The 13616-nt window shown below is 34.8% G+C and carries 15 protein-coding genes; 9 read left to right on the top strand and 6 right to left on the bottom strand.

Features of this window, described 5'->3' with window-relative positions; translation table 11 throughout:
* Positions 1-31: 31 nt before the first annotated feature.
* Genes ribD through ACIQ2Z_RS02080 form a run of 4 tightly spaced genes read left to right on the top strand, consistent with a single transcriptional unit; the run spans position 32 to position 3150 of the window.
* A complete protein-coding gene (gene ribD, locus ACIQ2Z_RS02095; RefSeq protein WP_396182512.1) occupies positions 32-1072 on the top strand; it encodes a bifunctional diaminohydroxyphosphoribosylaminopyrimidine deaminase/5-amino-6-(5-phosphoribosylamino)uracil reductase RibD in 1041 nt (346 codons plus the stop codon).
* Positions 1065-1673 carry an HAD family hydrolase gene (locus ACIQ2Z_RS02090; RefSeq protein WP_396182511.1) on the top strand — a complete coding sequence of 203 codons (609 nt, stop codon included), beginning with the start codon at positions 1065-1067 and terminating at the stop codon, positions 1671-1673. Before ribD ends, ACIQ2Z_RS02090 begins: the two co-directional genes overlap by 8 nt.
* On the top strand, positions 1670-2530 hold the full coding sequence (locus ACIQ2Z_RS02085) for an EamA/RhaT family transporter (protein WP_396182510.1): 861 nt from the start codon (positions 1670-1672) through the stop codon (positions 2528-2530). Before ACIQ2Z_RS02090 ends, ACIQ2Z_RS02085 begins: the two co-directional genes overlap by 4 nt.
* 5 nt (positions 2531-2535) lie before the next feature.
* Positions 2536-3150 carry an IMPACT family protein gene (locus ACIQ2Z_RS02080; protein ID WP_396182509.1) on the top strand — a complete coding sequence of 205 codons (615 nt, stop codon included), beginning with the start codon at positions 2536-2538 and terminating at the stop codon, positions 3148-3150.
* Here the strand turns inward: ACIQ2Z_RS02080 and ACIQ2Z_RS02075 are convergent.
* Positions 3147-3563, bottom strand: coding sequence for an acyl-CoA thioesterase (locus ACIQ2Z_RS02075; protein WP_396182508.1), 417 nt, complete (start codon positions 3561-3563; stop codon positions 3147-3149). The genes ACIQ2Z_RS02080 and ACIQ2Z_RS02075 overlap by 4 nt on opposite strands.
* A gap of 197 nt (positions 3564-3760) precedes the next feature.
* Between ACIQ2Z_RS02075 and dnaA the strand changes: the two genes are divergently transcribed.
* Genes dnaA through ACIQ2Z_RS02060 form a run of 3 tightly spaced genes read left to right on the top strand, consistent with a single transcriptional unit; the run spans position 3761 to position 6440 of the window.
* A complete protein-coding gene (gene dnaA, locus ACIQ2Z_RS02070; protein ID WP_396182507.1) occupies positions 3761-5188 on the top strand; it encodes a chromosomal replication initiator protein DnaA in 1428 nt (475 codons plus the stop codon).
* 59 nt (positions 5189-5247) lie between these two features.
* Complete coding sequence (locus ACIQ2Z_RS02065; RefSeq protein ID WP_396182506.1) at positions 5248-5721, top strand: low molecular weight protein-tyrosine-phosphatase; 474 nt, start codon at positions 5248-5250, stop codon at positions 5719-5721.
* The gene (locus ACIQ2Z_RS02060) at positions 5718-6440 is read left to right on the top strand and encodes an SAM-dependent methyltransferase (RefSeq protein WP_396182505.1); all 723 of its coding nucleotides are present in this window, start codon (positions 5718-5720) and stop codon (positions 6438-6440) included. The genes ACIQ2Z_RS02065 and ACIQ2Z_RS02060 overlap by 4 nt, the downstream gene beginning before the upstream one ends.
* A 3-nt stretch (positions 6441-6443) precedes the next feature.
* On the opposite strand, the gene ACIQ2Z_RS02055 is transcribed toward ACIQ2Z_RS02060, so the two are convergent.
* The 5 genes from ACIQ2Z_RS02055 to dapF all read right to left on the bottom strand — a co-directional run bounded on the left by ACIQ2Z_RS02055 (position 6444) and on the right by dapF (position 10468).
* Complete coding sequence (locus ACIQ2Z_RS02055; protein ID WP_396182504.1) at positions 6444-7082, bottom strand: peptidoglycan-binding protein LysM; 639 nt, start codon at positions 7080-7082, stop codon at positions 6444-6446.
* A gap of 97 nt (positions 7083-7179) precedes the next feature.
* Positions 7180-8031 carry a DUF2279 domain-containing protein gene (locus ACIQ2Z_RS02050; RefSeq protein ID WP_396182503.1) on the bottom strand — a complete coding sequence of 284 codons (852 nt, stop codon included), beginning with the start codon at positions 8029-8031 and terminating at the stop codon, positions 7180-7182.
* 49 nt (positions 8032-8080) lie between these two features.
* A complete protein-coding gene (mltG, locus tag ACIQ2Z_RS02045; protein WP_396182502.1) occupies positions 8081-9121 on the bottom strand; it encodes an endolytic transglycosylase MltG in 1041 nt (346 codons plus the stop codon).
* 28 nt (positions 9122-9149) lie between these two features.
* Positions 9150-9674, bottom strand: a complete 525-nt coding sequence (locus ACIQ2Z_RS02040) for a GNAT family N-acetyltransferase (RefSeq protein ID WP_396182501.1) — start codon at positions 9672-9674, stop codon at positions 9150-9152.
* Between the two features lie 2 nt (positions 9675-9676).
* Positions 9677-10468: a diaminopimelate epimerase gene (gene dapF, locus ACIQ2Z_RS02035; protein WP_396182500.1), complete on the bottom strand. Its 792-nt coding sequence runs from the start codon at positions 10466-10468 to the stop codon at positions 9677-9679.
* A 135-nt stretch (positions 10469-10603) separates the two neighbouring features.
* On the opposite strand from dapF, the gene ACIQ2Z_RS02030 reads away from it, so the two are divergent.
* Both ACIQ2Z_RS02030 and ACIQ2Z_RS02025 read left to right on the top strand, forming a co-directional pair.
* Positions 10604-11992, top strand: coding sequence for a S1C family serine protease (locus ACIQ2Z_RS02030; RefSeq protein ID WP_396182499.1), 1389 nt, complete (start codon positions 10604-10606; stop codon positions 11990-11992).
* 152 nt (positions 11993-12144) lie between these two features.
* Positions 12145-13596: a glyceraldehyde-3-phosphate dehydrogenase gene (locus ACIQ2Z_RS02025; protein WP_396182498.1), complete on the top strand. Its 1452-nt coding sequence runs from the start codon at positions 12145-12147 to the stop codon at positions 13594-13596.
* Positions 13597-13616 lie beyond the last annotated feature (20 nt).

The raw sequence follows: 13616 nt of genomic DNA, 5'->3' as shown, positions 1-13616 counted from the left end.
TATTAGTCAAAAAGCGTAATTTTGTCTTACCATGTGTCATGAAATTTACATCCAACGTTGCCTCGAATTAGCTCAAAATGGGTTGGGTTCTACTTATCCTAATCCAATGGTTGGAAGCGTAATTGTGCATAGGGGAAAGATAATAGGGGAAGGTTGGCATCAAAAAGCAGGGGAACCACATGCAGAAGTCAACGCAATAAATTCCGTAAAAAATAAATCTCTGCTAACCAAATCAACTATCTATGTGAGCTTGGAACCATGCAGTCATTTTGGAAAAACCCCACCTTGCAGTGACTTAATTATCCAACATAAAATACCAACAGTAATTGTCGGAACTGTTGATCCTAATGATAAAGTAGCCGGTAAAGGCATTGAAAAACTTCAAAAAGCAGGCATTAAAGTTAAGGTTGGTGTTTTAGAAAAAGAATGTCGGGAATTGAATAAACGTTTTTTTACTTTTCACACCAAAAAACGTCCGTATATCATTTTAAAATGGGCCGAAAGTGTCGATGGTTTTCTTTCGCCATTGAATAAAAAAGAGCAAAAACCGTTTTGGGTAACCAATGTGTATTCACGACAATTGGTTCACAAATGGAGAACGGAAGAACAAGCAATACTAGTTGGAACCAAAACTGTTTTAGACGATAACCCCCAATTAAATGCTCGGGATTGGTTTGGAAAAAATCCAATTCGAATTATTTTAGACCGCTGCGGAAAAATTTCGGAGGATTATGTCGTAAAAAAAGGAAATCAAAAAACAATCATCTTAACAGAACAGGAAATTTTAACAAAAGATGAAAATTGTATTTATGAAAATCTTATCTTTGGAGAGCAACTTCCTGAAAAAATGAGTAATTTGCTTTATCAATACCAAATTCAATCAGTCATTATAGAAGGAGGACTTCAAACCTTACAATCTTTTATCGACAATAATTTATGGGATGAAGCTCGCATTTTTAAAGGAAACATCATAGTACATCAAGGAACTAAAGCCCCAATCCTGAAAGGTGAAATTGTAGTAAAACAAAAAAGCATAAATGACGAACTTATAATCATTAAAAGCCATGATTAACGCTATCATTTTCGATTTCGGAAACATATTTATTGATTTAGAGAAAGCTGCTGTAGAGAAAGCCTTCCGTGATTTAGGTTTAACCGAATGGCACGCTGATCTAGATGAACTAAATAAGCGTTTTGAAGTGGGCAAAGCAACGGAATTGGAATTTATTAAAGGCTTTCAAAAACATTTACCCAACGCTTCAATTGAAGATATACGAGAAGCATGGAATGCAGTTTTGGGCGATTTTCCATTGAAAAGATTAGAATTCCTTCAGAGCTTAAAAGGTAAATACCGTATGTTTTTATTGACTAATACCGATATGATTCACATTGACCGCTTTGAACACAAAGAAGGAATGTCGATTACGCGGGATTTCTACAACTGTTTCGAAAAGGTATATTATTCCTATGAAATGGGAATTCGTAAACCTAATGTAGAAGTCTTTAAATTCATATTGCATAAACATGAATTATCACCCAAACGAACTTTGTTTATTGACGATAGAAAAGAAAACACTGATGCAGCAGCTTCCTTAGGTATTCAAGTTTGGAATTTACAAGTTGGAGAAGAAGAGGTAACTGATTTATTCGCAAAAAAAATAATTAGCTTGTGATTTATATTGTTTTAAGTGTTCTTTTCAACGCCGTTCTTTTTGTAATTCTAAAACTGTTTTCCCGTTTTAATATCAATACGCTACAAGCCTTAGTAGTCAATTATTTTACTGCTTTTGTGATTGGTTTAGTACTTTATGACCAATCCTTTAACTTGTCCGAAATAGTTCAAAAACCATGGTATCCGGGCAGTTTCATGTTGGGTTTTTTGTTTATTTCCGTATTTTATGTCACGGCGGTTACATCGCAACGAAACGGACTTTCTGTAGCCTCGGTGGCCTCAAAAATGTCTGTCATTATTCCAATTTCTTTCGGCGTTTGGCTTTTTGGCGAAGAATTGGGAATAGCCAAAATTTTAGGTGTTATTTTAGCCTTAATTGCCGTTTATTTCACCGCTAAAAAGGAAGAAGGAGCTGTAACAGATTCCAAAAATTTGATTTTCCCTATATTGGTTTTTTTTGGTGCCGGAGCGATTGATACCAGTTTGAAAGTATTACAGAATGACTATCTTCCGACTGAGGAAATTTCATTATTTTCTTCTCACACCTTTTTAATGGCTTTTACGATTGGAGTTTTTTTAATTGGAATCGCTATCATTAAAAATAAAATGAAAATAACCGGTAAAAGTATTTTGGGAGGTATTGTATTAGGTATACCAAATTATTTTTCACTCTATTTCTTAATCAAAATGTTAGACAGTGAAGTATTTGAAAGTTCAACCATTTTCACCATTCACAATGTGGCAATAGTAATGGTTTCAACATTGGTTGGTATTGTATTTTTCAAAGAAAAAATATCATTTCGAAACGGAATTGGAATAGCATTGGCGCTCACCGCTATCTTTTTAGTAACCAGTTAAAAACAATGGCTGATTCAAAAGATACATACAAAACAATCCTCACCCCTTCAGAAGAAGTCTTGTTTAAAGAAAAAAACAATAAATTTTTCGGGTATGCTTTCCCGATTACCAATGAAGAAGAGGTAAAAATACAGTTAGAACATCTAAAAAAGATACATTTTTCAGCTAGACATTGGTGCTATGCTTATCAATTGGGTACCGAAAAAATCAGTTTCAGAGCCAATGATGATGGCGAACCAACTAACAGTGCAGGAATGCCAATTTACGGACAAATCCAATCTTTTGAAGTAACTAATGTATTGGTAGTGGTAGTTCGGTATTTCGGTGGTGTAAAATTAGGTGTAGGCGGACTCATATCTGCCTACAAAACAACTGCTCAAATGGCTTTGGAAAATGCTGAAATCATCGAAAAAACCATTGACCTTTATTATACTATTTTTTTTGATTATAAAAACATGAACAAAGTCATGCGAATCATTAAAGAGAAAAACCTGGAAATTGTCTCTCAAAAAATGGAATTAAATTGCGAAATCAAAGTAGCAACGAGAAAAAAAAATGCCGAAACGATTTTCGACATTTTTTCTTCTCTTTTTGAAGTTTCCATAAAAAAGGAAAATTAATTTTCCAATAATTCCATGCTGTCAATAATCGCTTTTATATTTGACGGTGGCAACATGGGTTTACCAGTTTTAAGGTCAACAAAGACCAAAATAAAATCGGCTGTTGTTAATAACTCCCTATTTTCACTTTGAATTTTACATTCAAATTCTATCTTTACGGAACTCTGTTTTTTGAGTTTGGTAATGACTGTAAGTAAGTCATCATAACGTGCTGGTTTTTTGTAACTTATATTAATATTAACGATAGGAAGTGCAACCCCGCTCTCTTCCATGCTTTTATAAGAAATCCCATGATTCCTTAGCCATTCCACCCTACCTATTTCAAAATAAGGCAAATAGTTACCATGATACACTACGCCCATTTGGTCAGTTTCCGAATAGCGAACACGGACTTGTAATTGATGTTCTTTCATACTTTTCTGTAATTTTTTTCTTAGTATATTTTTGAAGCCTTAAAACGTCTTTACAACATTTTTTCTATAAAATCAATAGCATTTTATTTTTTTTTAAGTTTTTTTGTTCACATATTTGTTATCCCAAAAGTTAATAAAGAAATGACCTAATTTCTTTGTAAGATAACCTTTAATAAACAATATTATTTTTAGAATTTATGAGTAAAACTGCGGAATCGGTATGGGAAAACTGTCTATCCTTTATAAAAGACAATATTCAGGAGCAAGCTTACAAAACTTGGTTCGAACCTATTCGATCAGTGGAACTCACAGACAATGCTTTATACATTCAAGTACCCAGCAAATTTTTCTATGAATGGCTTGAAGAACACTATGTGAAATTACTCAAAGTGGCCTTAACTAAAGAACTTGGGAAAAATGCAAAGTTACTCTATAAAATCAAAATGGAAAACACTTATGGCAATAAACAACCGTTTACTGAACAACTGCCTAGTGCTCACCGTAGTCCGGTCAAACCACAAGATGTTGACGCTCCATTAAAAAACATAAGTCCTGAACTTAAAAATCCATTTGTGATTCCCGGTATCAGAAACCTTAAAATAGAATCACAGTTAAATGCAAATTACAGTTTTGATAATTTTTTGGAAGGAGATTCAAACCGTTTAGCTCGTTCTGCAGGGATGGCTGTGGCCAATAAACCCGGAGGTACTTCTTTTAATCCGCTTTTAATTTTCGGTGGTGTTGGTCTAGGAAAAACCCACTTGGCTCATGCTATCGGTGTTGAGATCAAAGATAAATACCCTGACAAAACCGTATTGTATATTTCAGCAGAAGTTTTTACGCAACAATACATTGACTCTGTTAAGAAAAATACACGAAACGATTTTATACATTTTTATCAATTAATTGATGTATTAATTATTGATGATGTACAATTTCTTTCCGGAAAATCAGGAACTCAAGATGTATTTTTCCATATTTTTAATTTCCTGCACCAAAATGGCAAACAGGTTATTTTAACCTCGGATAAAGCTCCTGTTGATATGCAGGACATTGAACAACGTTTATTGTCGCGTTTTAAATGGGGATTGTCTGCCGAATTATACCAACCAGATTATGAAACCCGTATTTCCATTCTAAAAAATATTTTATACCGTGACGGTGTAGAAATTCCGGAAGAAATTATTGAATATGTTGCCAGAAATATCAAATCGAATGTAAGGGAATTGGAAGGAGCCATTATTTCATTGATTGCTCAATCATCTTTCAATAAAAAAGAAGTAACATTAGATTTAGCAAAAAATGTCGTTGAGAAGTTTGTGAAAAATGTCAAACGCGAAATTTCTATCGATTACATTCAAAAAGTAGTGTCCGATTATTTCCAGTTAGATTTAGACACATTACAATCTAAAACCCGTAAACGACATGTTGTGCAGGCCAGACAGTTAGCTATGTTCTTTGCCAAAAAATTCACCAAAGCTTCCTTAGCAAACATAGGCTCGCAAATTGGCGACCGTGACCACGCTACCGTTTTACATGCTTGCAAAACAGTAGACAATTTAGTTACGACAGACAAGCAATTCAGAAAATTTGTGGATGATATTCATAAAAAACTTTCTTTATAAAAAATAGTTTCAATATTCTTAGTACTTTTGAATGCTGAAATTTTTTAGTTTACTATTTTATGCCTATAAAAATATTGATGGTTTGTTTGGGAAACATTTGTCGTTCGCCTTTAGCGGAAGGTATTTTAGCCTCCAAACTTCCAAAAGAAAAATTTTTTGTCGACTCTGCCGGAACCGGTCATTGGCACGTTGGAAATCCTCCTGACAAACGCTCAATCCTGACAGCCGAAAAAAATGGCATCTCTATTTCCAACCAAAAGGGAAAACTGTTTAAATCCTCTTTCTTTAAAGAATACGACCACATTTATGTAATGGACAACTCTAACTATGATGATGTTATCAGTATGGCTCCCAATGAGGAAGCAAAACAAAAAGTGATGTTAATTCTTGATGAACTTTTTCCGGGGGAAAATGTGGATGTTCCGGATCCTTACCATGGTATCCAAAGTAATTTTGACCAGGTTTTCGAAATGTTGGAAGAAGCGTGTGATACCATTGCAACCAAAATGTTGAAAAAATATTCCGAAGAATGAAACCTATCTCCTTCATAGGAAAATTATATTTGATACCCACAACCTTAGGTAACGTGACACCCGATGAGGTGTTGCCACAAACGGTAAAAAGAGCCATTGATTTCATCAACGATTATGTAGTAGAAAACGAAAAAACAGCTCGGAAATTTATAAAATCAATCAATGCTGAAAAAGTTCAGGCTAATTTAAGACTTCATGTCCTGAATAAATTTACAGATGCATCTGAATACAATGAAATGCTTAAGGCTTGCTTAGAAGGTCGCAATTTAGGCTTAATGAGTGAAGCAGGTTGCCCCAGCGTTGCAGATCCGGGTGCAGTGATTGTAAAACTAGCCCATGAAAAAGGCATTCAAGTGGTTCCCTTAGTTGGCCCCTCCTCTATTCTGCTGGCTTTAATGGGTTCCGGCATGAACGGACAAAGTTTTGCTTTTAACGGTTATTTGCCAATTGATAAAAGTGAAAAAAAAGCGGCTTTAAAAAACTTAGAACGCCTTTCGATGGAAAAAAATCAAGCACAGATTTTTATCGAAACACCTTATCGTAATAACAAATTATTGGAAGATATTTTGCAATCGCTTCAAAGCTCAACTCGACTTTGCGTTGCAACGGACATTACCTTACCAACCGAATACATAAAAACCCTGACAATAAACGATTGGAAAAAAACAAAGGTCGATTTACACAACCGACCTACTATCTTTATAATTCAAAAATCGTAGTAATTACTTAACTTTAGCTTTCCCATTAGCAACAATATGCGAGGTATCATATCCGCCAAATTGTTTGATGTAACTTTTTAAGGAAGTACCGTAACCATCTTTTAAAGCTCGTTTACCATTGCTTTTCAAAAACTTTTTAACCGAACCGGAACCACCTAAATGGGCAGCCGCTAACAATCCCGATTCTGTAATTTTTACACCATTAATGGTTTTTCCTTTATACTTTTCAATTTCATTTTTCAAAACATGCTTATTGATTGCTAAAAGAGCTTTAAATGCTTTTTCCTGTAAATGAGGTGAATTCATAAAAGCAGCACTATCGGTAATACCTAAAGTACGAAGCGTCCCAACACCAAACTGGTATTTACCCATATAACCTAATGTATTCACTAAATTATATCGACCTTGTGATTCTTTAAAACTGAGAGCTTGCTTAAATCCGGTAAAAGTTTTTCCTGTTTGTGGAATGTTTAAACTTACATATTGTAATTCCTCTTGGGTAGGAACAGTATAATTCAATCCTTCTACCGCGTGATCCACATAAAACCAACTCATTTTTTCTATTTCGAAAGGTTTAAAACCTGAACTGATTATGGCCACTATAAGGGCAATACAAGAATAAAAGTACCATTTTTTCGACATACCAATTTATTTCTCAAGTGCTGTCACCGGCTTGAATTTCACGGGGCAAATATACAACTTTTTATTATAAATTTGACAATCAGCGAGTTAAAATTTCCTAAAAGTAGAATAGATAAAATCTAGTACCTCCGGAGGCATTGATTTCAAACGTTGGAGTAGGAATTTTAACCGAATTGAAAATAGAAAAAAGGGTGCTTAAAAAAGGTGATTTCGTTTTAATTCTAGACAAATCTATATCTAAACTCAGGTAAAATTGGCGAAAACTTTCGTCATTTTCAGAAGGTATTGCCGTTATCATACCCTCTGCTCCATACCCTAAAGCAACATTTAACCAGGAAGGTATTGGTGATTGTTTTAAAAAAGAATGCAAATTAACAGATAACCAATACGTTTGTCCGTTATAATCTTTCAAAATTTGCTCACTTAATGAACTACCTAATACGTCCGGTCTTTGATCAGCATAAGCTGTAGTATGAAACGAAAACTTTGGAATGATTCGTTGCTCATTCCACAACAAGGATTGCGAAACATAAAGTGCCGTTCCGGTAGCATTAGCAGCCACATCGCCCCAAGAAAATCCCCATTCCGATGAATAACCGTCAAATACCTCAACCGCAGTTAAAAACACAAATCCATAACCCGCACCGTATAGTAATTGATTCTTTTTTGAAACACCTGACCATGCTAACATTTCTGCACTGAATCGCCCAAGATGATAAGCCGAATAAAAATGGCCCAATTTATCCATCTGCAACCAATTGGTATTGTCATTCGCATAATGAAAATCAGATTTTGGATAATCTGCATACCAAAGCTCATTTAAACCAACGAGTGCAGTTGCCGTTAAAACAGATTCAGTAATTATTAAAGTATTTCTTCTGCCTATATTTAATGAATCAGAAGGTTTAAAAAAAGAATCAAAAGAGGATTGCGAAAAAACAATGTTCATAAAGAACAAAGCTAAAAGGAATACAACTATGCTGAATTTTACTTTCAAATTACTGTGGAACAGTTTGATTTGTCAACCAAGCAATGTACTTTCTGGCATTTACATTATGTTGTTCCAGTGTCGTAGCAAATTCATGATAACCAAAATTAGTTACACTGGCACAAAAATAGAAAAAATCATGCTGCTCCGGATTCAATACGGCTTCCACCGCATTAACATCAGGCATATAAATAGGTCCGGGAGGCAATCCTCCATATTTATAAGTATTATAAGGTGAATCCGTAATTAAATGTTTATTAACTACTCTTTTAATCACTTGCGTGAAATCATTTGTCTCTTTTTTGTAGGCATAAATTACCGTAGGATCGGCTTGTAAAAGCATTCCTTTTTTTAACCGATTCAAATAAACTTCTGCTACTCGGGGACGTTCGCTAACCTTTGCGGTTTCTTTTTGAACAATGGAAGCTAAAATAGAAACCTCTATCGGGGTAAGTCCTTGTCGTTCAGCCTTCGCTTTTCGCTCTTCATTCCAAAAACGATAGTATTCTTTGGTAAATTGATTTCTTAACTTCTCCGAGGAAGTATTCCAATAAAATTCATAAGTGTTTGGCAGAAAAAGAGTAAAAACAGTTTCTTCGGTAAAGCCGTTTTCCTTTAAAAAGGCAGGCTCTTTAAACAAGTTCAAGACTTCCAAACTATCCAGTTCCAACTGTGAACCCAATCGTCCGGCAAAATCTTCCAATCGTTCCTGGTTATTAAAAGTCACTTTCACCGGTAGATTTAAACGCAAAGCAGTAATAATCTTGTTATTATTCATGCCTTGGGTTATTTCAAATTTTCCTGCTTTGATATTATTAGAGTAGGATCTTCTTTCGGCTAAAGAAACGAACGTACCCATGTCTTTTATATAGGGCAAAAGAATAGTTTGAACTTCTTCAAACGAAGCATCAGTAGGAATATAAACAGCAACTTTCGCATCTGAAAATTGAGTATTGGGTGTAAAAATAATTTGGTAAACATTAAAACCAAAATAGGCCACAACAACTAGAACAGCCAACGAAATATAAAGAATTATTTTTTTGATTTTCATAAGTAATTAAAATAGTGTAATTGCAAAATTATCGAATTAATTGGTAAAGTGCTTCATCTGAAAAAATGCCATGATTAAAATTCCAATCTTTTTTGATTCCCACACATTGAAAACCAAAAGTAGTGAAAAGAGAAATACTGGCTTGATTAGAGGTCGCAATAGTGGCAAACAATTGATGTAAGAGTAAATGTTCAAAGGAATAATCTATCAATAATTTCAATGCCTGCTGACCAAAACCGTGGTGTCTGTTTTCAGGATTTTTAATTAAGATACCTATCCCTGCCCGTTGATTTTTAGGATCATAATCAAACAAGTCAATTAAACCAATAGCTTCAAAGGAATTATTCTTACAAATCGCTAAACGCAATTGCTTCGCTTCATAAATATCTTGATGAGCATTGTCTAAATATTGCCGAATTAAAAATTTGCTGTAAGGTGTTTGTGTCTGACTGATTTCCCAAACCGAAGTATCATTTTCTAACGCATAGACAAATTCTAAATCTTCCGGTTCTAATGCTCGTAAATAAATATGTTGTCCTTGAAGTGAATTCATTTTTATAGGGTTGCTAAGTCAATTTCTCCTCTAAACACATTGGTTGCCGGGCCTGTTAAAAACACATGAGTATAGTTTCTACCCTCTTTTTCAAAACGTACCTGAAGTGATCCGCCTTCCACCAATAATGAAATTTCATTTGAAGTTGTTTTTCCAATGGCATTCATGGCAATGGCCACTGCTGTAACGCCGGTTCCACAAGACAAGGTTTCATCTTCTACCCCTCGCTCATAGGTCCGAACAGCAAAAAGTGTTTCGGATAAAGGTTCTACAAAATTCACATTACTTCCGGCTTGTCCATACAAATCACTGTACCGAATTTGGCTTCCAAGTTCTTTCACTGGAACCGATTTTACATCATCGACTAAAGCAACATGATGTGGCGAACCGGTATTCATAAAAACGTAATCGGAGGCTACTTGAATGGTTGTAACATTTTTCATCTGTAACGAAACTAAACCGGCGGTTGTAAATCTTGCAAAATGCTCCCCGTCAACCGCTATAAATATTGTTTCTTGTTGAATAATTCCCAATTGTTTAGCAAAAGCAACGATACATCTTCCGCCATTACCACACATTGAACTTTCATTTCCGTCTGAATTATAATAAACCATACGAAAATCTACATTTTGATCATTTTCAAGTAAAATCAAACCATCGGCTCCTATTCCAAAACGGCGGTCACACAACTTTTCAATTAATTTTGTGTCCTTTTTTGGAAAAATTTCTAAACGATTATCCACCATGATAAAATCATTTCCCGTCCCTTGATATTTGAAAAATTGAAACTTCATTTTTATTTTTGTGTCTCACAAAAGTACAATTATTTTAAAGAAAAGTTAAAGATTGTTAAGGTTCGTTAAACCTATTTTAAGAAAACAATAAATCGTATAATTTTACATTTGTATAACTAATAATAGATGTTAACCATGAAAAATACAACCAATTTATTTTTAGTATCCTTGTTAAGTGGCATTACGACAATAGGGGCTTACAAATTATTCATCGAAGAGACAACTACTTCAAAAAACATAATTACAACAGCAAATGCTTTATCTGCCAAAACTGTGGGACTTTCAACCGAAACAATTGATTTTACAGAAGCTGCCGAAACAGCATTACACCAAGTTGTTCACGTTAAAAACGTATCATATCGTACCGTTTCTAATCCAATCATGGAATTCATGTATGGCTATAAAGGAGGACAACAACAACAGCAAATTGGAACAGGTTCAGGGGTAATTATTTCGGAAGATGGCTATATCGTCACCAATAACCATGTAATTAATGAAGCCCAGGATATTGAAATCACCCTAAACAATAAAAAAACATACAAAGCCAAATTAATCGGAACAGATTCAAAAATGGACATTGCTTTATTAAAAGTAGATGCCGAAGAAAAATTACCCTATGCAGTCTTCGCCGATTCTGATGAAGTAAAAGTGGGTGAATGGGTATTAGCGGTCGGAAATCCATACAACCTCAATTCAACAGTAACAGCCGGAATCGTTTCAGCAAAAGCCAGAAATTTAGACACCGGTGGAATTCAATCTTTTATTCAAACTGATGCGGTGGTAAATCCCGGAAACAGCGGAGGGGCATTGGTAAACACACATGGTGAACTAATCGGAATTAATACAATGATTTCATCTAATACCGGGAGTTACGTGGGCTACTCGTTTGCCGTACCTTCTAATATAACCCGAAAAATTATTGAAGACATCATGGAATTTGGAAATGTTCAACGTGGCATTTTAGGTATTGAAGGATATGAATTAAACGGAAATGCTTCAAAAGAATTAAACCTTTCAGAAACACAAGGTTTTTATGTAAATAAAGTAACCAAAAATTCGGGAGCGGAAAAAGCAGGAATAAAAACGGGAGATGTGATAACAAAATTAGACAATCAAAACATTACCTCCTTTGCTGAGCTTTCTGGCTATGTAAATACAAAACGACCAAATGATGAAATTAAAGTAGCGGTCAATCGCGAGGGAAAATCACTGATTATACCGGTGAAATTAACCAAAAAAGAACACATTAACTACGAATTTTATGGGTTGGAAATAGAAGATTTAGACGCTGCTGACAAAAAACAATTCGGCATTAAAAGCGGCGTAAAAATTAAAAATATTACAAATGAAAAACTGGTTCCTTACAGTGAAGAATTAAAAGGAAGCATCATTTTAAGCATAGATGGCATAAAAGCGACTGATGTGGAAAGCATCTCCAGAAATTTGGGTAGTAAATCTGAAAAACAAGGTGTACGGGTAGAACTGTTGCTTAAAAACGGACAAGTAATGAGAATCATAATATAAGTTGATTAGTTAGTTTGGGGTAAATCCTGCAAAGTCCACGGTTGGACTTTGCAGGATTTTTTATTTTTAAAAAAACCAAAAAAAAGTTTACGAAAACGTTTGAAATCTATACTTTTGCACCAAAATCAAACAACACTAACTAATTTAAACGCATGAAAAGTAATCCATCTTTATACGAAAAAGAACTTTCATTTCAAGCAGACCGTCGTAGAGCCGGAGTTGAATTTATCAAAATTATCAGTGATTTATGGTATGACAAATCCATCGAAGTGGTTTTGTTCCGAAACCAATTAATCGACAAAAATGTATCTGAAATTCTAAACTTGCATGAATATGCCGGTGAATTTGTGGGTAAACCAATTTCTATTTTTGATTCTGTGGAAATTGCTCGGGAAATGTTGTCACTAGACTTACCACCATCCAAACTAGATATTGGAAAATTAACATTCGAGTACCATTTAGAAGATGATAAATACCACAATACCAAATCATTTGTAATAGATAAATTACGCAAAGCCAAAGATGTTGACAGCATTAAACCAAAAGATGTTGTGTTATATGGTTTTGGTAGAATCGGACGATTATTAGCTCGGGAATTAATGTCCAAAACCGGAAAAGGAAACCAATTACGCTTGCGTGCCATTGTAACCCGTGATAAAAATGATGCGACGATTTTAGAAAAAAGAGCTTCCTTATTACGGTATGACTCAGTGCATGGCAATTTTCAAGGTTCTGTGAGTGCAGACGTAGAAAATAATGCATTAATTATCAACGGCACAACCGTACACATCATTACGGCCAATGGACCGGAAGAAATAGACTATACAAAATATGGCATTAAAGATGCTTTAGTCATTGACAACACCGGTGCTTTTACCAACGAAGAAGCCTTAAAAAGACATTTAGTTTCAAAAGGAGTTTCAAAAGTATTACTAACTGCTCCTGGAAAAGGGGTTCCAAATATTGTTTATGGCGTAAACCATAACGACCATAATCCGGATAAAATAGATATTTTTTCTGCGGCTTCCTGCACAACCAATGCCATAACACCTATTTTGAAGGCTATTGAAGACACATTGGGTGTTGTAAAAGGACATTTAGAAACCATTCATGCCTATACAAATGACCAAAATTTGGTGGATAATATGCATAAAAAATACCGCAGAGGTCGTGCTGCCGCATTAAATATGGTTATCACCGAAACCGGAGCAGGAAGTGCAGTGGCAAAAGCATTACCTTCATTGGCCGGAAAACTAACATCGAATGCAATACGGGTGCCGGTTCCGAATGGTTCGCTAGTCGTATTGAATTTAGAAGTGGGTAAAGAAACTTCAATCGCTGAAGTCAACGAAATAATGAAAAAATATGCCTTGGAAGGGGAATTAGTGGAACAAATTAAATATTCTTTGAGCAACGAATTAGTTTCTTCAGACATTGTGGGCACCAATGCTCCTTCCATTTACGACAGTAATGCTACTATTGTATCAGGCGACGGGAAAAATATTGTACTTTATGTATGGTACGACAATGAATTTGGATACAGCCATCAAGTAATTCGATTAGCTAAATACATTGCTAAAGTAAGACGTTATACATACTATTAATAGTTAATAATCAAAATATT

It is taken from the genome of Flavobacterium sp. (assembly GCF_044361015.1).
Lineage (GTDB): Bacteria > Bacteroidota > Bacteroidia > Flavobacteriales > Flavobacteriaceae > Flavobacterium.
This window is presented reverse-complemented; position numbering and strand designations above follow the sequence as displayed.